The sequence below is a fragment of the Acidobacteriota bacterium genome, from assembly GCA_016713675.1.
GTDB lineage: Bacteria > Acidobacteriota > Blastocatellia > Pyrinomonadales > Pyrinomonadaceae > OLB17.
The window spans coordinates 1,829,164-1,846,925 of the sequence record JADJOS010000001.1 but is presented as its reverse complement, the minus strand read 5'-3'; the positions used below and the strand labels follow the sequence as shown (position 1 = coordinate 1,846,925).

Genomic DNA, 17,762 nt, shown 5'->3' with positions numbered 1-17,762 from the left:
TTTGCCGACTTGGGATCACGGTATACCAAAACCGTGTCGAGCGTCGGCGTGCAGTCCGCACCGAGGATCTCGAATTTTAGTGCTCCATTCGCAGTGCCCGCCGATAGGGCTTCGTGCAAATGTTTCGCCCGTTTTAGCATGCCTGTAAAAATGCAGTTGCACTCCGCCGTTCGGCCCATTGAACTGGGTGGGAACGCCCTTGTCGTCGATCGCATTCCATCCGTATTTCGTCCAGACCTTCGGATCGTAAAGATCGATATTGAGCGGTTCGAGATTTTCGTCGACAGCCTGGAATGTGCCCGGAGCCGGCAAAAGCTGGTAGCTCGACGGGATGGTAAAAACGTCATAATCTCGAGAGATTCTGACGAACGGCAGGTTGATGTTGAGTCCGCCAATCGACGAACCGCTTATCAACGCCCATAGCGATATTGCCGAACCCTCGCTCGGCGTGCCCATCAACACAACACGGTTGAAATGCTTCGCACCGGCCCATGTCGGAACTGCTTTTTTGGTTCCCGGTAGGAAGATCGGCGTCACCGTACATCGCCGCATAGCGGGCTATGATGCCGCCCATCGAATGGCCGATAACATTAAATTTCAAGTTCGGGCTGCTTGATCTTTGCCTTTAGATCGACGATCTTCCGTATCAAGAGCCTTGCGTTCTCGACATTGTCGAGCCGCCAATCGTACGGAAAAACGTAGATAGATTTTTCGCCGCCTTTGGCGGTCGGCGTATCCCAAAATTCCTCGTGGTAGCCCTGGAATTCTTGAACGCATCGACCAAACTGCCGTAAACATCGACCGAGGCAAGATCCCAAACTTTACGCTCCGCAGAATGTCTCCCGGTACAAGATCGTCGCGGTTGCGGCCAAAATTTGACGAGATCGGCAATCGCAGATCATCGTCCTTAGATCTCGGGGCCTTGAACCATACGACCTCGCCCGATCTTTTGATTTACGAGTTCCGGAACCCGTTAGACCCGGAATGATGATGACCGGCGTTTTGCCGTTACCCTGAGGCAGGGAGTCGGCGTTTGCGATGCAACCGGAAAAATACGAGCGAGAGCATCACGCCAAAATGGCATGTGTCCCGAGTGTTCGCATTTTTTGAGAAGTTCATTAAATATTGGCTGTCACACCATTAGATGCGGTCTTATCGCCCAGCCATTTTTTAAAATCGTCCGGAAACTGTTTGATCGCACTCTGTATCGGCCATGCCGCCGCGTCGCCAGCGGGCAGAACGATTTACCCTCGATGTTGTCGCAGATATCGAGCATCAACTGGGCGTCCTCAGGCCTTCCGCCGCCATCTGCGATCCGGTTAAATATCTTGACCAGCCAGTCCGTGCCTTCGCGGCAAGGCGTACACCATCCGCAGGATTCGTGTTTGTAGAATTCGGTGAGATTCTTGGTCGATTCGATCACGTCGACGGTCTCGTCCATCACGATAAATCCGCCCGAGCCGACCGACGAGCCCGCCGCGACGAGCCCTTCGTAATCCATCAGCACATTTTTGCCCACGATCTGCCCTGCATTCATGATGTAAACGCTCGAACCGCCGGGAATGCAGGCCTTGAGCTTTTTGCCGCCGCGGATCCCGCCGCAGTCTTCCATGATGAACTTTTCCATGTCGGCATAGCCCATCGGCAGCTCGTAAACGCCCGGTTTGTTGACGTGTCCGCTGATCGACCAAAGCTTTGTGCCGCCCGATTTTTCGGTGCCGAGTTTCTGCCAAGCCTCGCCGCCCATATTTATGATCTGCGGCACGGCGGTCAGTGTTTCGACATTATTGACGACCGTCGGCGAGGCATAAACGCCCTCGACCGCAGGAAAGGCGGTTTCAGACGCGGATGTCCGCGAGAGCCTTCGAGCGAACTCAGAAGAGCGGTCTCTTCGCCGCAAATGTAAGCTCCGGCACCGGTGTGGGTGTGGATATCCATATCCAAACCCGAACCGAGAATGTTTTTGCCAAGCAAGCCGGCTTCGCGTGCCTCGGCGATCGCGACGTCCATCACGTCGATCAGATATTTGTATTCGCCGCGTGTGTAAATAAAACCGGTCGTCGATCCCAACGCCCAACCGGCGATGATCATACCTTCGAGCAAGGCGTGCGGGTCGCGTTCCATTAGGTAGCGGTCTTTGAACGTTCCGGGCTCTGATTCGTCGGCGTTGCAGACAACATATTTCGTTTTCGGCGAATCTTTCGGCACGAACGACCACTTCATCCCGGTCGGAAAACCCGCACCGCCGCGTCCGCGAAGAGCACTCTTTTTGACCTCGTCGATCACATCGCCCGGTGCCATCTTGAGCGCCTTCTCAAGCGCCTTGTAACCGCCATGATCGCGATAGACCTTCAGCGTATGCCCGTCTTTGACGTGCATCAGCTTGAGTTGAAGCGGCTCGCAGCCTATTGCTTTGATCTCCATACTATTTGCACGCCTCCAAGATCTTGTCTACCTTCTCAGTCGTCAGATCTTCGTGATAATCAAACCCGATCTGCATCATCGGTGCGGGGCCGCAGCTACCCAAACACTCGACCATCGTGACTGTGTATTTGCCGTCTTCGGTCGTTTCGCCGGGATGAATGCCGAGTTTTGAGCAGATATGATCCGTGATCTCGGGTTCGCCCATGATCTTGCACGACAGCGTCTTGCAGATCTGGATGTGATGCCGCCCGACCGGACGCATATTGAACATCGAGTAAAACGTCGCGGTTTCCCACACATCCGTCACCTCAAGGTTCAAAACTTCGCAAGAAAATTAACGCCCGGATTATCCACCCATCCGCGTTCGCGTTGGATTACGAACAATAGCCGTATCAAAGCCGAACGGCTCCGCTCGGCCGGATATTTCGCAACGTGCATCTTCATCTCCTCAACGACCGCAGCCGAAAACTCAGCCACTTCGTCCGAGACGAGGATCTTATCTGTATAACTTGTTGGTGTTGCTGCTGCCATGATTTACCCTATCTATTTCACCCAACACAATATCCAAACTACCAATGATCGCCACAACGTCAGCGACCATCTCGCCCTCGCTCATCACGGGCAGAGCGGCAAGGTTAACGAAGCTGGGGCCGCGGAAATGGACACGTTCGGGTTTGGGGCCGCCGTTCGATTTCATGTAAACGCCGAGCTCGCCTTTTGAGGCTTCGATGGCGTGGTAGACCTCGCCTTCGGGGACGTTGAAACCCTCTGCGACGATCAGGAAATGGTGGATCAGCGAATCCATATGCTTTCGCATATCGTCGCGATCGGGCAGCACGATCTTTGGGCTGTCGGCTTTGATCGGTCCCGGTTTCAGGCGGTCTAGAGCCTGGCGGACGATCTTGTACGACTCGAGACATTCACGCATTCTGACCTTGAACCGTGCCCAGACGTCGCCGTCCTGTTCGACCGGAATATCGAAATCGTATGTCTCGTAACCTGTGTACGGATTATGCCGTCTGAGGTCGAGTTCGACACCGCTGCTCGCAGGCACGGACCTGTCAAGGCCCCAGTTGATCGCTTCGTCGCGTTCGATGACGCCGATGCCCTTGGTGCGGCTCATCCAGATCGTGTTGCCAGTGACGAGGGTGTCAAACGTGTCCATCGCCGCCGGAAAATCAGCGAGAAACTGTCGACAACGGCTCTCAAAACCCGCGGGCAAGTCCATCATCAGGCCGCCGATGCGGAAATAGCTCGGCGTCATTCGACCGCCGGATGCTGCCTCGATCAGGTTTAGGATCTTCTCGCGTTGGCGGAAACAGTAAAAGAAGACCGACATGGCACCGATATCGAGACAGTGCGTTCCAAGCCAGACCATGTGCGAAGCGATACGCTGAAGTTCGCACATCAGCACGCGGATGACCTGAGCACGTTCGGGAATTTCCAGATCGAGCAGTTTTTCCGCCGCCATCACATAAGCGAGGTTGTTTCCGAGCGGATTGAGATAATCCATCCGGTCAGTGATAACGATACCCTGCTGGTATTTCTTGTATTCGAAGAGCTTCTCCATTCCCGTATGGAGATATCCGATGTCGGGGATGCAGCCGACGACAAGTTCGCCGTCGAGTTTGAGATCGAGACGCAGGACGCCGTGGGTCGAAGGATGCTGCGGCCCCATCGACAGTGTCATCTCTGACTCGAGCGGCCGGTCGAGAACATCAAATTGTTGGAGATCTTGTACCGTAGTACTCATAACTATTTGGATTTTGGATTTACGATTTTGGATCAGCTGAAAGCCATAAAGCAATCAAAAAATCCGAAATCTAAAATCCAAAATCAGTTTAGGCTGTAAGGCTCATAGCCTCGCAGCGGATAATCTTTCTCAGTGATGCCCGTCAAAATCCGAAGGCAGCAAGATGCGCCGCAGGTCCGGATGGCCGTCAAACTTGATGCCGACGAGATCGTATGTTTCGCGTTCGTGCCAATTTGCCGTCTTCCACAGCCCGGAGACCGTCGGCAGGTTCGGCTCGTCCTCCGAGCAGCACCTTCAAACGCAGGCGGCTGTAATGGATCGTCGAGAACAGATGATACTTGACCTCGAACCGAGGGGCTTCCTCGGGACCGCGATCGGCCCCGCAGAGGTCGGCGAGCATGTCAAAATCATGCTCGCGTTTCAAGAAAGCGCAAACATCGACGACCGACCCACGTGGTACCGTAACGAGTCACCTCACCGTGCCGTTCGACCACGGACACTACCCAAGCAGCGTCCTTTGCCTTTATCTTTTCCACGTATTCGTGGGTTTCTCAGTCATAAATCCTGCTGCGACGATCTGCGCCGTTCGTGCTTCGATGGCACTGAATACGGCCGCGATGTTTCGCCCGATGCGACCTCGGCTTCCATTTCGCGTTCGAGTGCAGTGCCTTCTGTCACCGGCAGTGTTCCGGGACCATCGAGCGCGCGATTCCAGCTCATATGTGTCGCGGCGGTCCTTGACCGACTCTTTCATGATCTTGTCCTGCAGCATCGCGGTCGCGTGAACCAGCATTTCGGGACGCGGCGGGCATCCGGGATATAAATATCGACCGGGACGATCTTGTCGACGCCTGGACGATCGCATAGTTATCAAAAACACCGCCCGATGTCGCACAGGCACCCATCAGAAATGACCCATTTGGGTTCCGGGCATCTGATCGTAGATCCGGCGAAGTACCGGGCCATCTTTCGCGAAAACGCGCCGATACGATCGTGCAATCTGCCTGACGCGGGCTGGCACGAAATGTCTCTGCCCCAAAACGCGAAATATCCTACCGCGACGATGCCGTTCCATCATTTCGATCGCGCAGCAAGCGAGCCCGGAACGTTGCTGGCCAAATGCCTTTCTTTCCGTGCCCAGTTGATAACGGCGTCAAGTTTGACGGTGACGACGTCCGGCAGCGATTCGAATAGATTATTTTCTAAACCCATAAAACTAGTTTCTTGAGTGTTTTGAGTTTGTCGAGTTCCTTGAGATCAGAAGGTTTAACTTGCCTCAATGAACTCAAAACACTCTGCCGACTCAATAAACTTTCGCTATGCGGCAAGCTTAATGCCCGATTCAGCGTCGTCGCGGCGGCGTTTTGCGTTACGCTTCGCCTCTTCGCGTGCTTCGGCTCGAGCCTGCATTCCCCAATCGAAAACGCCTTTCTTCCAAACGTAGATATATCCGACGACCAGCGTCGAGATAAAAGACCAGGATCTCAATAAATGCGATAGTGCCGTACAAAATTCCGGACGCCTTTTCGTCCGCCATCAGGCTCTTGAAAGCAACAGCAAACGGGATCATGAACAGGACTTCGATGTCGAACAGCAAAAATATGACCGCGACTACATAAAACTATATCGAGAACTTGTCCCGGGCGTTCCCGACGGGATCTTTGCCGCATTCGTACGGCATCAGCTTGGTAGCGGTTCTCTTGCGCGGACCGATCGTCTGCGTGACGAGCAGCTGGCTCACACCAAATCCGGCGACCAAAAACATGATCGCAATAGGGAACGTAATCGGAAACGTTGTATTCAGACATCTCGACCTTAATTACTGACTAAATTGACCGAAAAAATGTTTCAAATATGGCGGCCACGACTGCTTAGATTAAGGAATTTTGGCACAATCTAAATCGTAATTTAACACTGTATTAGTGTCAAGGCGGTTGACCAAGCGACGATTCGCGAAATGCCCGTATTTATTCGTTGACCGTGATCAAAACGGTGTGTTAATTTTTATATGGCGGCGTGTGCCGCAAATCCGCCGCTTTTCCTCGCATTAATGGGTAAAATTAGCATTGTGATCTCTGGTTTTAATACAGATATAGAATTTGACGGTATCGTGTACCACGTTCAAACCGAAGACAAAGGATTGTCATCGAAATTGATCGTGTCGCTGATCTATGACCGCGGCACGATCCTGGCGAGCAAACGCGTTAGCTACGAGGATCTCGCAGAGGGCAATTTTGACGAAACTGCTATCACCGACCGACTCAACCGCCAGCACAAGTTGATCTGTGCCGCCGTAAAAGCCGGCCGCATCGAGGATCTGAAATCGATGTCGCGCAAAGCTGTTCCGGCGGCCGCGGCCGCATCGCCAAATGTGCCCGCAATTCCGATCGCTCCGGTGTCGATCGACAAGCCTGAGTCCGAACACATCGCCGCATACACGCCTCCGGATCCTGTCGACGTCTTTCCCGCACCGAGCAGCCGCCAGATTCGACACCGGCGTTCGTTCCGCCGGAGATCGTCCGGAGATCTTTAATGAACCGATTCTCACGGCCGAAGATTTCTTTGCCGACGCTCCGTTGTTCGAAGACGTACAGATCCATCGAGGATGGCGTAATCGAGATCGACGCTGCTGCCGTCGAGGTGGTCAGCGAACTCTCTGGCGTCGAGCGTCCGACCAACGACAAACTGAGTATCGAGCTTCTGGGAGATTCAAAATTCGCCGGCGGCGACCGCCGGAAACCGTCAACATCATGCTCTGCCGCGGAACCGCCCGCCGTGTCATCGGCGGTGCCCAGATAATGATCAAGGTGCTCGGTTCCAGTTTCCGTCCCGTTATATTTCACGCCAAACTGACAACAACGGCCTCGCCAGCGTCCACCTCCAACTGCCGCATTTCCGGCCGGCCGTGCGGCATTGCTGATCCGCGCCATGTCTGACGGCGAAGAGATCGAGCTAAGACGCGTCGTCACGCCGGGCTGAAATCGATTAGATCCGAAAACTGGAGCCAAACACACGGTCGACTTCAAAATTTCAAATCTGATATCTCCAGATTTGTATTCGAGTCCGCCAAAGCGGAAAATCTCCGTAATGACCTCGATCAGCATCAAACTCAACGGCGAAACGAAAACCATTTCCGACACGCCCACGCTCGACCTGCTCCTCGAACATTTCTCACTGCCTAAACAACGCGTTGCGATCGGGTTGAACGGTACAATGTCGTCCGCCGCATCGATTGGGCTCAAACGCTTTGGTCCGCGACGGTGACCGCATCGAGGTCGTCCACTTTGTCGGCGGAGGATAAGAAGTAGAGGAGAAGAGGAGTGGGAGAAGGGAGACGGTAGCGTCGAATCTCCCCTTCTCCTCCGCTCCACTTCTCCTCTTCTGGCGTCAATGTGGTAAATTTCTCTTATGTCGGAAAGTTCCCAACTTGCAAGATACCACATTTACTTCACGCCTCATCATCGGCACGGGCAAAATATCGTTCGTATGACGAGATGAAGGCGGACATGTGCCTCGGTTCCGAGATGGTCACGGTCGCGGTCAACCGTGTGCCGCTTGACGGCTCTGCCGAGTCGTTCCTCGACCACCTCGACCCAAAAATGAAGATCCTGCCGAACACAGCAGGATCGCTACGACGCCGAACACGCGATCCGCACGGCTCGCTTGGCACGCGAGCCTCTTGAAACTTATTGGATAAAACGCTGGAGGTCATCGGCGATCAGATCACTTTGCTGCCCGACAACGAGCGAAACACTCGCGGCTGCGAAGATACTTGTGAACGAGGGCTTCATCGTCCTGCCGTATTTCACCGACGACCTTATCATGGCCAAAGCTGCTCGACGCCGGCTGCCCCGGCAGTCGCCCCCCTCGCCGCAACGATCGGTTCGGGAATGGTGTCCAAAACCCTCCGAATCTTCGAATAATGCGTGAGCAATTGCCCGAAACGCCGTCATTATCGTCGATACGGGCGTCGCCGTTCCTTCCGACGCCGCCATCGCCATGGAGCTAGGCGCGATGCGATCCTTATGAACACCGCCACCGCCGAAGCCCAGCGACGCCGCCGCGGTGTCCACCGCCATGAACTACGCCGTCCAAGCCAAGCCGGCTGCATATCTTTCAAGGCCGAAATGCCCAAACGTCTGTACGCATCCGCATCAGAGCCCCGATCGAGAGGGCGCGATCAGGTAATCATGGCGAATGCTCTTGATCAATCTCTTAGTCCTTATACTTGCCTTGGCTCAATTAACATTGCTCCGGATGAGTGCTTTGTGAGAGGGACTGTCGTTGACAAAAGCAAAAAGCCGCTTGTGGGGCCAGCATTATGCGTACGCTCCGCCGTCGGGTTTGGAAGACTGATTCTCCGCATTGTCAGATCGAGAATGGCTTTTTTGAACTGGATTTTCCTACAAATCAACTAATACAAGTCTTTTCGTGACACCGCCTCTCGATTTTGAGAAGAACTTTATCCGTTGCATACTCCTTTTTCGAAAGTTGACCGAAAGTATAAAGGACTCGCGGGGATTAATACCATACATCAAGAAAGGGACTCAATGTAGGAACCGTTGTTGCTTACGACTATCTCAAAACTGAGATTGAATTTGTGTAGATGAATCTGAAACCCTTTCCTGCCAGCCCGTTATCGATACCAATCTCTGGTTGCACGAATCAGGCCAATCGGTGGCTCATGGATCAAATTGGGGGAACAAGTGTTAGGGATCTTGAAGGCCCTAAAGTGAGTAACAGTTCGGTCCTAAAGCATGATCTTGCCCCGAAGGCAAGGCGGATCATCGAGTTTGAATCTAAACCACGGCGATGGCGTTTGGTATTATCCGACAAAATCGTCGATATTAGCAATGTAACATCTGGAACGTTGAGATTTAGGACTTAAGTGACTCGGAAGAAGACTTTGAAATAGTCGACACATGCGTATTTCAAGTCCTTTTTCGGAGCACCGCCGATCACCGGCCGACGCCGCGTCGATATCGAATTGCCGCTCGACGCAAAAGCGGGCGATGTTTTCCAAGGCATCCATCGACCATCTCCACTGTTGGAAAAGCACCGACTCCATATTTCGTAAATCAGCATACGCGACGGCAACGAGTTGCTCAACGACGGCGACGAGCTCGCGATCTTCACAACATTGAGCGGCGGATAGAGCCGTCGGAATGCAGGCTGCCAGCCTGCCGGTGTCTTATTTTTCGCCGGCTGGCACTGCGTTCCGACCTATGGACTTTTCGAACTATCGACCCAACCATCGACATCGCCATGCGTTGCACGGCCGCGTGGTGCCGCCGGAACAGAAGGTGAGCATTGGATCGAGGGCAACGCCCAACCTACCTAGGCCAGTTCATCCAGTTTTCATTTGCCAACGCGACGACCTCATCAAAGAGTTCGTCGAGCTGATCGCTCGCTCCGCGCAACCCCTCAACGACATTGACCGCCCATTGGACGTATTCGCCGCGCCGCTGTTTGTCCCAATCTTCGGCCGGGCTGGCGATGACGTCGCGACATTGCTGATCTTGTCGGCGAGCGATCACCTTAGCCCGTATGGATGCGGGGCGTGCTCGATCTGCGGCTCTTTGCGTCGGTGCTTAGGCAGAGATTTATCATCCGAGACCTCGAGGACACAGCCCCGCGACGGTCTCGCCGAATTTTCATTGATCTGTCGCCCGTGACGCCGCAATCCTCGACCGTGTCATGCAGCAACGCCGCCGAGAGGATGTCCTCGTCGTCGATCATGCCGACATTGGCGATCAGATTGGCGACTTCGATCGGGTGATTGATGTATGGTTCGCGTCTCGAACCTTGCGAAAATGCCCGGTGTGTTTTTCAGCTGCAAAACGGGCCGCGTGCAGCGTTTTATTTAGGTTATTCACATTTTAGATTGCCAAATTAAAACAAAAGGTCAACGATATTCTTACCGTTGACCTCAATGCCTAGATAATTCAGATCTTATCTGATGACCTCGACCGCGATCGTCTGCGAGCCGGTAACGATATGGTCCGACCCCGGCAAGGTATTTGGTCTAATATGACTTTCTGCGTTGTCGGTTTGGCACCGCCGGCGGTTCGGTCGTTATTCATCGTAGCAAGGACGGACGGCGGCAGATTCGGCATTTCGCTCGCGCCGACGACGGCACCGGTCGAAGTGCGGTAAAGAATGGCGTACAACCGATCCCGCCTTTCAGCGAATTGATGATCTCGGATCAACTCAGCCGCCGATTTTGGTGCAAATTGCTTGATCGCCGCGTTTTCCTGCACCGAATTACCGTCACCGACCACAGCGACAATGGCCCGGCCGGAGCGTCTTTCGGAATCGTGATTGAAACAGGCTGCTCGATCCAACTTTCCGGCGTCATTGCGAACAAAGACCGAAAAATTCAGAGCGTCTCCGGCTTTCACCTGAAGGGCGTCAACCGCCAAGGCGTTCAAGACGGCGGTCTTGCTGCCTTCGGTGATATTGAAGGTCAGGTTTACGGCGGTAATATCGAGACCCTCGAAATTTGCCTTTAAGAGCGAGGCCAGTGGTGCCGAGGCCGAAGCCGACGCAAAGGCCGACGCCTGCTGACCCGAAAACGGCGGCTAATTTTCACGCTTCCTCTCCGCGAACGCGGATCTCGCCCTGAACCTCAATGGTCGTTTCGCCAATACCGCGTTCGTTAGCCTGTATCGTGTTCTGTACTCCGATATTGATGATCAGAGGTGTCGGAAAATCGTCAACGGCAGATTCAAACTTGATCTCTTGATCGCTGCCGCGGCTGTTCGTCACCTTTATTTTGACCGGTATCATCCGAGGCGTTTGGCCGAGCTTGCCAAATATCCCGGTCGCCCGGTCCTGTGTCAGCGAACCGACCATCGCGTCCGGCACCGCCAGCTTGAACGAGTTGTTGGCATTCGGCACCACGTCCACAACGTGTGATTCGTTCATCGGCAGATCGGTCGATCCAAGGCTGAAGAACGGATGGCCAAACGCATAGATCTTGTCGCCGTCGCGAAGCGTCACCGTACCGGCAGCACCGATCGATATATCTCCGCGGGCGAGTTGTACGACGACCGATGTACCGCCGACCAGGGTCGCCGCGTCTGCTTTTTTTATTGTTCCCAATTTCGATCCGCCGCCAAGCGCCGCAACGGGCATTATGCCGGCCCGTGTCAATTCCGGCGTGAACAGATCTGGTGTCGATTGCGACACGCCTGCGAATGTCAGCGGTGTCGCGATCCGCTGAAGCCTCTGACCGGCGACCTGCGCAAGTGCCGAGTTTGCCGACATACCGGAGATCAGCGGTTGGTCGACGGCAATGCTCGCGAGGCGGCCCACACTCCAGCGATCGGCCCGCAGATCGTCGACCGAGACCGTTCGAGCCTCGGCTGCCGCCTTTTTCGCCGGCCCTTTTTCAAAAAGCGATATCATTTGCTCGATCGGCGTGATGCCGCAGATAGGTTCTTTGGCGAAAGGAAAACTGTAAGAGATGGCCCCGACGATCTTGCCGTCAATGTAAACGGGCGAACCCGACATGCCTGCAAAGACGAAGGTCCGCATCGCATTTTCGCCGCTCAATTTCCGATGATCATGTCCTGATGAGGCCCGATCGATCCGGGGATCACGCCGAGGATCTCGACGCCGAATTCCTCGGGAGCAGTGCCGCGAAAGACGGTTCGGGCAGTGCCCTTCAACCCCTCTTTTACTTGCGAAAGCGGGAAGATCTGCGAGCCCGGAATTGCCGGAATAATTGTCGATCCCTGGGCAAATCCGGCACCGCAAAGCACCGATATTAACAGGAAAAATACCAAAATTTGTAACGGTTTTAACATTAAAAAATCCTATCGAAAAACTGCAGTTTATGTTATCATCTAAGGTGTCATATCGAAAGCCTTTTCCGTTTCGGCTTTCCTCGTTTCCTCTCACGCTTGTTTTGATTCAAAGTTTCACCTTTCGATTCCCGTTATGGCCAATTCGACACGTCTTTTCAAAAGCATTTTCCGTTTGCTGTTTCCGGTTTTACTGATAATCGTCGCCGCTGTGGCAGGATTTTCAATTTGGCTGGTCTACAAGACCGCCAGACCGCAGACAGCCGCCTACCTCGTAACGCCGGAAAAATTCGGCCAGCTCAGCTCTCGAGCCGCCCAGATAACGGACGAAAGCTGGACGAACCGCGATGGTTCAGGTGCTCGCGGATGGCTGCTTCGCGGGGCCGAAAATGCTCCGGCTGTCATCTTGTTCCACAAATACGGTGCGGACCGTTCGTATGTCCTGAATCTCGGCGTCAAGCTCAACGAATCGACGAACTTCACCGTCCTGATGCCCGACCTGCGGGCACATGGCAAACGACCCAAAGCTGAAGACCTGTTCGTTCGGCGGCTGCGAGACCGAGGATGCCACCGCTGCGGTCGAGTTCGTTCGCGGACTGAAAACGGCGAATCAGATCACGCTTGTAGGCAAAGATATTGGGTTATATGGAGTTGAATTGGGCTCGCTTTCGGCACTGACAACAGCTGCGAAGGACAAAACCGTCAAGGCCATCGCGCTCGATTCGGTTCCCGAAAGATCCGATCAATTGCTCGAGGATGCGATCAGCCGCCGCTTCCCTTTTGCCAGCAACATAACGGCTAAATTTGCCCGCCTCGGCACTTACCTCTATTTCTTCGACGGCTGTTACAAACACGAATCTTTTGCGAAACAGCCCGGTCGATCGAAGATCGAAAAATAATGCTGCTCGCCGGCATCGACGCTCAGGTCTTCCAGGAATCGACCGGCAAACTTGCTAAGTGCTTTGCCGGCAGCAATAAGATCGAACAAAAATTAGACCTCAGCCCATCCGGCTACAGCATCATCAACGCCTCGCTGGAACAAAGCGAGTCGTACGATCAGCGTGTGATCGATTTCTTTCGAGGTGCCCTGCAGAACTAAAGATCGAGTTTTTTCTTGCTGTGGCCGTTCGTTTTGGACACTGCGTGGATATCCGCGCTTTCTTCCATTTGGCCGACCATTTTCTTCAGGATCTCGCGAAGCTTCTCGAGGCGTTCGGAAGTCGAGGTCATTTCGAGAAGGCGGTATTTCAGCTCGTTCTCAAAATTGAACGCTGCGGTGACCAGGAATGACAACTGCTCGGGGTCTCCGCGGTGAATTTCGGGCAATTACCGCGGCCGCCGCTCATTTTGAACGCAGCTTTGGCGATCCGCTGAAATAGTTCGAATACTTCGTCAGCCGGCCCATCGGTCTCGACGGTGTCAGCCTCGTCGTCCTCAAAAAACTCGACCTCGCCGACAAGATACGGCTCGCCCTCGTCGATGTAATCGAGCACCCGAAACCGAACAACGCCGAGTGTTACGATGTTTGCACGCCCGTCTTCTAACATGTCGGTGTCGCGGATCTCGGCAACGCATCCGATCGTTCCGGTTTTGGGACGGTCTACGAAATCCTCGACCGGCTCAAAAAACACGACACCGAACATCTTGTTCGTCGCTTCAACATCCCTGAGCATCTGTTGATAACGCTCCTCAAAGATATGCAGCGGTAATATCTCGTTCGGCAGCATCACGAGCGGCAGCGGAAAGATGGGAAGTTGGTTGATACCGGCGACTTTTTCTAAAACCTCAGACATATAATTTTAGAGATGGAGAAGTGGAGATCTGAAACAAAGATCGATCTATTTCCCTAATTATCCCTTTTCCTCGGCGTTACTACCTCGTCATCTCCCCCTTCACTCCGACTGCTTTCATCCCGATGAACTCCGCGATCTTCGCCGGTTCATCATCGCTGAGGGCCATTCGTTTGGCTCCTATGACGGCGTCAGCGATGTCCTCGACCCGCGTTTTGTAACGGTTATCACGAATCACAAGATCGTCGATCACTCGGCCTCGAGGCGTTCGCGTCCGGCATCGTCGGTTTCCTTTCGGGTGTTTCAAGATAATCGGCGGGAACCGAGTGATTCTTGATGCGAACGTGCAGGGCGTTGGTCATCGATTTTGTTTCGTCACGTATTTTCTGCATTTCGAGCAGCGAATTCGGAAATCCCAGTGGCCCCGCAGCGAGATCTCGATTATCGGCTGAGGCTTGCCGGCCTCGGCGACCCGAGCCTCGGTCCCGATCATTTTGAGGATGTCTTCCGTCACGATCTTTGTGTCGGCATAGCCTGTAACATTGAAGATCAATTGCTGGAACGGGCGAAAATGATAATCGGTCAAATGCGTTGCCTTAACATTGTTCTGCTCATCTACGTCAACAATGAACGCCCCGCGATTCTCGCGAAATTCGCTGATATTGGTGATCTCGATCGAGCCGGGATTGAACGCCCAGTTATCGATCTCATAATGTTTGTGCGTATGGCCGAGGCCGACGTATTCGACAGCTGTTTTCAGCTCCGAAAGTGCGGCGACGGACAACGCCGGGATCGGATGCATCTGGTGGCCTTCGACATCGGTGTGGAGCATCAGGATATGAAATGCTCCGTCGCGGCGGTTCTCCTTGATCGTCTCGGTCAGCATCGGGATCGCCCAGTTTCCCGACGCACCGAACCACTCCGAACCAAAGATCCTCGCCCGCCCGATATCGATAAAGCCGCCTTTTTTCGCAGCTTCGTCCCAGGGTGAATAGGTCATTTTGTCGTCTACCAGTTTGGGTTCGAGCAGTTTGACGAGCCCCCAACTCGAGAGCGAACGGAGCCAGCTGAATTCATTGTCCGTGTGTTTTTGATCGTGATTTCCCTCGATGGTGATGACCGGAATTCTGGCTTCGCGGACCATCGTCAGGCCTTCGACCGCATAGTTCATCGTTTCGGGCGGTACCGATCTTTTGTGAAAAAAGTCGCCGCACATGATTACGAAATCGACCTTTTCGTCGATCGCATAACGCTGCAGAACATCGACCCATGCATCAAAAAAATCCCTTGGGCTCTCAGCCAGCTGATACCGTGTACACCCAAGATGCACATCAGCGATATGTAGGAACTTCATTGTTGCATCTTAACATAGGACGATTTAACCGCAGAGACGCGGAGTCGCGGAGACGTCAAACGAAATGCCGGCTCTCTTTCTCAGCTACTCTGCGTCTCTGCGGTTAACTTCCCTCGTGATAAGATTCAAACTATGAACAAAGTTGTACTTATCACCGGGGCATCGACCGGGATCGGACTCGAAACAGCCAAGCTCTTCCAGACAAAGAACTGGAAGGTAGCTGCGACAATGCGTCCCCGAAAGTGCCGCGGACCTGCAGAAGATCGCAGATATTGAGTGTTTTCGCCTCGATGTCACTGATGTCGATTCGATCAGAGCCGCAATTTCTGCGACGCTCGAAAATTCGGACGGATCGATGCTGTTGTCAATAATGCCGGATACGCGGTCGTCGGCCCGTTCGAGGCCGCGACGGAAGAAGCAGATAAAGCGTCAGTTCGACACCAACGTGTTTGGATTGATGAGTGTCTGCCGCGAGATCCTGCCGTATTTCCGTGAGCAAAAACGCGGCACATCGTTAACGTCGCATCAATAGCCGGACGTGTGACATTTCCGCTTTATAGCCTCTATCATGCGTCGAAATGGGCTGTCGAGGGCTTTTTCGGAATCCCTTCAATTTGAGCTTGAACAATTCAATATCAGGGTCAAAATAATTGAGCCCGGCCCGATCAAGACCGATTTTTACGACCGTTCGATGGACATGACCCAAAAGGACGGGCTCACCGCTTATGACGCGATGGCCCACCGGGTAATGCCCAATATGCAGCAAAGCAGCGACGACGCTCCTGACGGTTCGATCGTCGCTGAGGCTATTTACAACTCTGTGACCGACGGTTCTAAGAGGTTGCGATACGGCGTTAACACTAAGGGAATACTCAAATTGCGGCGGCTTTTGCCTGAGAGTGTGTTCTTTTCGATCATTAGAAAGATATTTATTAAGTAGTTTTTTTGCAGAAAACGTGCGATGATAAGGCTTCTGTTATTGTACTTAAACCTTTTTCTCTATAAAATTCTCCTTTGGTGACGTGAACCGGCGAAGTTGGACCGGTCAGTAGTTTGTCCTAATAAGTTCGAATGAAGATACTCCTTTACAACCCTGATAACGGCATAACGCGGAATTTCATGCCGCATCCCTGGATGTTCTTGCTTCAGTCGCTGACGCCGCCCGAACATGCGGCTAGCCGGATCGACGGCAATGCCAAGGCGGTGACGCGGCCTGCATTGGTCCAAGTCTGTAAGGATAAGGACATCGGCCTGATCGTGATCGGTGCGATGACTACGAATGGTCGCACGTGCGTACCTCGTCGCCGACGCACTCCGCGAAGCAGGATTTAAGGTCGTAATGGGCGGCCCGCACGTGACGGAATGTCCGGATGAGGCGTTGGGTCGCGACGGCGGCCCGCGGCATGCCGACGCCATTGCACTTGGCGAGGCGGACGAAACTTGGCCGCTGATGGTCGCCGATGCGGCCCGCGGCGAACTCAAAGATATCTACATGCCCGAGGTCGATCCCGCGGGCAACGACAAGAAACCAAACCTTCAGCCATATCCGCACATTCCCTGGGAAACGCTCGATCTCGATCAATTCAGCCTCGTGCCCAAAATGCTGCAGCCCGCACTTTCGCGAATGGGCGAAGGCTGGGGCAAGTTCTTTGTAGTACCGATCGAGACCGGCCGCGGCTGTCCGTACGGCTGCGAATTTTGCACCGTCACCGGATTCTTTGGCGATTCGATCCGTTTCCGTTCTAACGAAAGCGTTATCGAAGAGCTGCTGAGATTAAAGGCACGAGCGAAAAAAGAAAAAGGCCAGATCGCCGTCTTCTTCATCGACGACAATCTCGCGATCAACAAAAAGCGGCTCAAGGGCCTGCTCCGCGACATGATCGCCGCCGATGCTATATTGCCATGGGTCGCCCAGATCAGCGCCAATCTATTGGCTGATGAAGAACTGGTCGATCTGATCGCCGACGCCGGTGCCCGCTGGATCTTTATCGGCATGGAATCGATCGATCCGGCAAACATGGCCGACGTTAACAAGACATTTTCTAAGCCCGCAAATTATCAGGAGTGCTCGAAGGTTTGGCCCGCCGCAACATCTACGCCATCACGTCGTTCATCGTCGGAATGGACAATGACACCGTCGGCGACGCTGACCGTACGGTCGATGAGATCGAAAAATGGGCTCCGGGTCTGCCGGTATTCGGCCAGTTGACGCCGTTCCCGGCAACGCCGCTCTATGACCGTCTCGAAGCCGCCGGACGCCTCAAGCGTCCCAAGCACTGGCTCGACTTCGCGCCGTTCGTAATGGCACACGATCCGCTCAAGATGTCGATCGAGGATGCCAAAAGGAAACATTTGCTGCATGGTCGCGATCGTATAGCCCCGAACGCAATTTTGAGGCGATCGATTCGATCCGTCATGCGCCGATCGACACACGCATCAGTCACCTTGTGGCGAGGTTGTTCTTCCGCGGGATCTATTTCCCGCAAATGAGCAAAATGGCGTGGGTCAAGCTCATTTTCGACAACCGACGTTCGATCCTCAGCCTGACTGCTGAGGGCATCAGCACCTGGCGGAAAGCGAGAAAACGCCGCCGCGTCGAGGCGAGAGAAGTACAAACGGCACAGTAGCAAAGG

Annotated in this window: 24 protein-coding genes and 7 pseudogenes; 14 read left to right on the top strand and 17 right to left on the bottom strand. The window is 53.8% G+C overall.

Going from position 1 to position 17,762, the window contains the following annotated elements; genetic code table 11:
- Nucleotides 1-15: 15 nt before the first annotated feature.
- The 9 genes and pseudogenes from IPK01_08500 to IPK01_08460 all read right to left on the bottom strand — a co-directional run bounded on the left by IPK01_08500 (nucleotide 16) and on the right by IPK01_08460 (nucleotide 5,942).
- Nucleotides 16-552: a hypothetical protein gene (locus tag IPK01_08500; protein MBK7933527.1), complete on the bottom strand. Its 537-nt coding sequence runs from the start codon at nucleotides 550-552 to the stop codon at nucleotides 16-18.
- 38 nt (nucleotides 553-590) lie between these two features.
- On the bottom strand, nucleotides 591-818 hold the full coding sequence (locus IPK01_08495; GenBank protein MBK7933526.1) for a hypothetical protein: 228 nt from the start codon (nucleotides 816-818) through the stop codon (nucleotides 591-593).
- A 300-nt stretch (nucleotides 819-1,118) separates the two neighbouring features.
- Nucleotides 1,119-2,379 (bottom strand): annotated as a pseudogene (gene nuoF, locus IPK01_08490) (NADH-quinone oxidoreductase subunit NuoF).
- Nucleotides 2,380-2,425: 46 nt separating this feature from the next.
- Nucleotides 2,426-2,868, bottom strand: a pseudogene (gene nuoE / locus IPK01_08485) (NADH-quinone oxidoreductase subunit NuoE).
- 52 nt (nucleotides 2,869-2,920) lie between these two features.
- Nucleotides 2,921-4,177: an NADH dehydrogenase (quinone) subunit D gene (gene nuoD / locus IPK01_08480; protein ID MBK7933525.1), complete on the bottom strand. Its 1,257-nt coding sequence runs from the start codon at nucleotides 4,175-4,177 to the stop codon at nucleotides 2,921-2,923.
- Between the two features lie 129 nt (nucleotides 4,178-4,306).
- The gene (locus tag IPK01_08475; GenBank protein MBK7933524.1) at nucleotides 4,307-4,444 is read right to left on the bottom strand and encodes an NADH-quinone oxidoreductase subunit C; all 138 of its coding nucleotides are present in this window, start codon (nucleotides 4,442-4,444) and stop codon (nucleotides 4,307-4,309) included.
- Nucleotides 4,445-4,732: 288 nt separating this feature from the next.
- Nucleotides 4,733-4,897 carry a hypothetical protein gene (locus IPK01_08470; GenBank protein MBK7933523.1) on the bottom strand — a complete coding sequence of 55 codons (165 nt, stop codon included), beginning with the start codon at nucleotides 4,895-4,897 and terminating at the stop codon, nucleotides 4,733-4,735.
- A 31-nt stretch (nucleotides 4,898-4,928) separates the two neighbouring features.
- A pseudogene (locus IPK01_08465) lies at nucleotides 4,929-5,389 on the bottom strand (NADH-quinone oxidoreductase subunit B).
- A 105-nt stretch (nucleotides 5,390-5,494) separates the two neighbouring features.
- Nucleotides 5,495-5,942 (bottom strand): annotated as a pseudogene (locus IPK01_08460) (NADH-quinone oxidoreductase subunit A).
- Between the two features lie 243 nt (nucleotides 5,943-6,185).
- Between IPK01_08460 and IPK01_08455 the strand changes: the two are divergent.
- From IPK01_08455 to IPK01_08435, 5 genes and pseudogenes are all read left to right on the top strand, one after another.
- The gene (locus IPK01_08455) at nucleotides 6,186-6,710 is read left to right on the top strand and encodes a hypothetical protein (GenBank protein MBK7933522.1); all 525 of its coding nucleotides are present in this window, start codon (nucleotides 6,186-6,188) and stop codon (nucleotides 6,708-6,710) included.
- Nucleotides 6,710-6,976 carry a hypothetical protein gene (locus IPK01_08450; protein ID MBK7933521.1) on the top strand — a complete coding sequence of 89 codons (267 nt, stop codon included), beginning with the start codon at nucleotides 6,710-6,712 and terminating at the stop codon, nucleotides 6,974-6,976. Before IPK01_08455 ends, IPK01_08450 begins: the two co-directional genes overlap by 1 nt.
- 288 nt (nucleotides 6,977-7,264) lie before the next feature.
- Nucleotides 7,265-7,441 (top strand): hypothetical protein, encoded by a 177-nt coding sequence (locus IPK01_08445; GenBank protein ID MBK7933520.1) that lies wholly within the window; start codon nucleotides 7,265-7,267, stop codon nucleotides 7,439-7,441.
- Entirely contained in the window at nucleotides 7,410-7,478 is a 69-nt protein-coding gene (locus IPK01_08440) for a hypothetical protein (protein MBK7933519.1), read from the top strand. The genes IPK01_08445 and IPK01_08440 overlap by 32 nt, the downstream gene beginning before the upstream one ends.
- Before the next feature lie 193 nt (nucleotides 7,479-7,671).
- A pseudogene (locus IPK01_08435) lies at nucleotides 7,672-8,595 on the top strand (hypothetical protein).
- Nucleotides 8,596-9,061: 466 nt separating this feature from the next.
- Here IPK01_08435 and IPK01_08430 read toward each other — a convergent pair.
- From IPK01_08430 to IPK01_08420, 3 genes and pseudogenes are all read right to left on the bottom strand, one after another.
- Nucleotides 9,062-9,205: a hypothetical protein gene (locus IPK01_08430; protein ID MBK7933518.1), complete on the bottom strand. Its 144-nt coding sequence runs from the start codon at nucleotides 9,203-9,205 to the stop codon at nucleotides 9,062-9,064.
- A 305-nt stretch (nucleotides 9,206-9,510) separates the two neighbouring features.
- Entirely contained in the window at nucleotides 9,511-9,714 is a 204-nt protein-coding gene (locus tag IPK01_08425) for a hypothetical protein (GenBank protein MBK7933517.1), read from the bottom strand.
- Between the two features lies 1 nt (nucleotide 9,715).
- Nucleotides 9,716-10,032, bottom strand: a pseudogene (locus tag IPK01_08420) (HD domain-containing protein).
- Between the two features lie 339 nt (nucleotides 10,033-10,371).
- On the opposite strand from IPK01_08420, the gene IPK01_08415 reads away from it, so the two are divergent.
- Complete coding sequence (locus tag IPK01_08415) at nucleotides 10,372-10,689, top strand: hypothetical protein (GenBank protein ID MBK7933516.1); 318 nt, start codon at nucleotides 10,372-10,374, stop codon at nucleotides 10,687-10,689.
- A gap of 76 nt (nucleotides 10,690-10,765) precedes the next feature.
- On the opposite strand, the gene IPK01_08410 is transcribed toward IPK01_08415, so the two are convergent.
- Nucleotides 10,766-11,734 carry a hypothetical protein gene (locus tag IPK01_08410; protein ID MBK7933515.1) on the bottom strand — a complete coding sequence of 323 codons (969 nt, stop codon included), beginning with the start codon at nucleotides 11,732-11,734 and terminating at the stop codon, nucleotides 10,766-10,768.
- Nucleotides 11,731-11,988 carry a hypothetical protein gene (locus IPK01_08405; protein ID MBK7933514.1) on the bottom strand — a complete coding sequence of 86 codons (258 nt, stop codon included), beginning with the start codon at nucleotides 11,986-11,988 and terminating at the stop codon, nucleotides 11,731-11,733. Before IPK01_08405 ends, IPK01_08410 begins: the two co-directional genes overlap by 4 nt.
- A gap of 133 nt (nucleotides 11,989-12,121) precedes the next feature.
- On the opposite strand from IPK01_08405, the gene IPK01_08400 reads away from it, so the two are divergent.
- The 3 genes from IPK01_08400 to IPK01_08390 are packed head-to-tail and all read left to right on the top strand — an operon-like array spanning nucleotide 12,122 to nucleotide 13,084.
- The gene (locus IPK01_08400; GenBank protein ID MBK7933513.1) at nucleotides 12,122-12,640 is read left to right on the top strand and encodes a hypothetical protein; all 519 of its coding nucleotides are present in this window, start codon (nucleotides 12,122-12,124) and stop codon (nucleotides 12,638-12,640) included.
- 1 nt (nucleotide 12,641) lies between these two features.
- Nucleotides 12,642-12,884, top strand: coding sequence for a hypothetical protein (locus IPK01_08395; protein ID MBK7933512.1), 243 nt, complete (start codon nucleotides 12,642-12,644; stop codon nucleotides 12,882-12,884).
- The gene (locus IPK01_08390) at nucleotides 12,884-13,084 is read left to right on the top strand and encodes a hypothetical protein (protein MBK7933511.1); all 201 of its coding nucleotides are present in this window, start codon (nucleotides 12,884-12,886) and stop codon (nucleotides 13,082-13,084) included. Before IPK01_08395 ends, IPK01_08390 begins: the two co-directional genes overlap by 1 nt.
- A 148-nt stretch (nucleotides 13,085-13,232) precedes the next feature.
- On the opposite strand, the gene IPK01_08385 is transcribed toward IPK01_08390, so the two are convergent.
- From IPK01_08385 to IPK01_08375, 3 genes are all read right to left on the bottom strand, one after another.
- Complete coding sequence (locus IPK01_08385) at nucleotides 13,233-13,778, bottom strand: LON peptidase substrate-binding domain-containing protein (protein MBK7933510.1); 546 nt, start codon at nucleotides 13,776-13,778, stop codon at nucleotides 13,233-13,235.
- Nucleotides 13,779-13,857: 79 nt separating this feature from the next.
- Nucleotides 13,858-14,028 (bottom strand): hypothetical protein, encoded by a 171-nt coding sequence (locus IPK01_08380; protein MBK7933509.1) that lies wholly within the window; start codon nucleotides 14,026-14,028, stop codon nucleotides 13,858-13,860.
- Nucleotides 14,029-14,133: 105 nt separating this feature from the next.
- A complete protein-coding gene (locus IPK01_08375) occupies nucleotides 14,134-15,129 on the bottom strand; it encodes a DNA repair exonuclease (protein ID MBK7933508.1) in 996 nt (331 codons plus the stop codon).
- Nucleotides 15,130-15,261: 132 nt separating this feature from the next.
- Between IPK01_08375 and IPK01_08370 the strand changes: the two are divergent.
- The 5 genes and pseudogenes from IPK01_08370 (at nucleotide 15,262) to IPK01_08350 (ending at nucleotide 17,756) form a co-directional block, all read left to right on the top strand.
- Nucleotides 15,262-16,069 (top strand): annotated as a pseudogene (locus tag IPK01_08370) (SDR family oxidoreductase).
- A gap of 131 nt (nucleotides 16,070-16,200) precedes the next feature.
- Nucleotides 16,201-16,461 (top strand): hypothetical protein, encoded by a 261-nt coding sequence (locus IPK01_08365; protein MBK7933507.1) that lies wholly within the window; start codon nucleotides 16,201-16,203, stop codon nucleotides 16,459-16,461.
- Entirely contained in the window at nucleotides 16,409-17,338 is a 930-nt protein-coding gene (locus IPK01_08360) for a B12-binding domain-containing radical SAM protein (GenBank protein MBK7933506.1), read from the top strand. The genes IPK01_08365 and IPK01_08360 overlap by 53 nt, the downstream gene beginning before the upstream one ends.
- Nucleotides 17,251-17,619 carry a hypothetical protein gene (locus IPK01_08355; GenBank protein MBK7933505.1) on the top strand — a complete coding sequence of 123 codons (369 nt, stop codon included), beginning with the start codon at nucleotides 17,251-17,253 and terminating at the stop codon, nucleotides 17,617-17,619. The genes IPK01_08360 and IPK01_08355 overlap by 88 nt, the downstream gene beginning before the upstream one ends.
- Nucleotides 17,616-17,756: a hypothetical protein gene (locus IPK01_08350; protein ID MBK7933504.1), complete on the top strand. Its 141-nt coding sequence runs from the start codon at nucleotides 17,616-17,618 to the stop codon at nucleotides 17,754-17,756. Before IPK01_08355 ends, IPK01_08350 begins: the two co-directional genes overlap by 4 nt.
- Nucleotides 17,757-17,762: the final 6 nt, after the last annotated feature.

What these genes read in the sequence shown, in the direction of transcription:
- IPK01_08375 (MBK7933508.1), bottom strand. Translation starts at nt 15,129, where the DNA reads ATGAAGTTCCTACATATCGCTGATGTGCATCTTGGGTGTACACGGTAT.
- IPK01_08365 (MBK7933507.1), top strand. Translation starts at nt 16,201, where the DNA reads ATGAAGATACTCCTTTACAACCCTGATAACGGCATAACGCGGAATTTC.
- IPK01_08355 (MBK7933505.1), top strand. Translation starts at nt 17,251, where the DNA reads ATGGACAATGACACCGTCGGCGACGCTGACCGTACGGTCGATGAGATC.
- nuoD (MBK7933525.1), bottom strand. Translation starts at nt 4,177, where the DNA reads ATGAGTACTACGGTACAAGATCTCCAACAATTTGATGTTCTCGACCGG.
- IPK01_08455 (MBK7933522.1), top strand. Translation starts at nt 6,186, where the DNA reads ATGGCGGCGTGTGCCGCAAATCCGCCGCTTTTCCTCGCATTAATGGGT.
- IPK01_08450 (MBK7933521.1), top strand. Translation starts at nt 6,710, where the DNA reads ATGAACCGATTCTCACGGCCGAAGATTTCTTTGCCGACGCTCCGTTGT.
- IPK01_08385 (MBK7933510.1), bottom strand. Translation starts at nt 13,778, where the DNA reads ATGTCTGAGGTTTTAGAAAAAGTCGCCGGTATCAACCAACTTCCCATC.
- IPK01_08400 (MBK7933513.1), top strand. Translation starts at nt 12,122, where the DNA reads ATGGCCAATTCGACACGTCTTTTCAAAAGCATTTTCCGTTTGCTGTTT.
- IPK01_08405 (MBK7933514.1), bottom strand. Translation starts at nt 11,988, where the DNA reads ATGTTAAAACCGTTACAAATTTTGGTATTTTTCCTGTTAATATCGGTG.
- IPK01_08390 (MBK7933511.1), top strand. Translation starts at nt 12,884, where the DNA reads ATGCTGCTCGCCGGCATCGACGCTCAGGTCTTCCAGGAATCGACCGGC.
- IPK01_08445 (MBK7933520.1), top strand. Translation starts at nt 7,265, where the DNA reads ATGACCTCGATCAGCATCAAACTCAACGGCGAAACGAAAACCATTTCC.
- IPK01_08360 (MBK7933506.1), top strand. Translation starts at nt 16,409, where the DNA reads ATGGTCGCACGTGCGTACCTCGTCGCCGACGCACTCCGCGAAGCAGGA.
- IPK01_08430 (MBK7933518.1), bottom strand. Translation starts at nt 9,205, where the DNA reads ATGCCTTGGAAAACATCGCCCGCTTTTGCGTCGAGCGGCAATTCGATA.
- IPK01_08500 (MBK7933527.1), bottom strand. Translation starts at nt 552, where the DNA reads ATGCGGCGATGTACGGTGACGCCGATCTTCCTACCGGGAACCAAAAAA.
- IPK01_08350 (MBK7933504.1), top strand. Translation starts at nt 17,616, where the DNA reads ATGAGCAAAATGGCGTGGGTCAAGCTCATTTTCGACAACCGACGTTCG.
- IPK01_08415 (MBK7933516.1), top strand. Translation starts at nt 10,372, where the DNA reads ATGATCTCGGATCAACTCAGCCGCCGATTTTGGTGCAAATTGCTTGAT.
- IPK01_08470 (MBK7933523.1), bottom strand. Translation starts at nt 4,897, where the DNA reads ATGAGCTGGAATCGCGCGCTCGATGGTCCCGGAACACTGCCGGTGACA.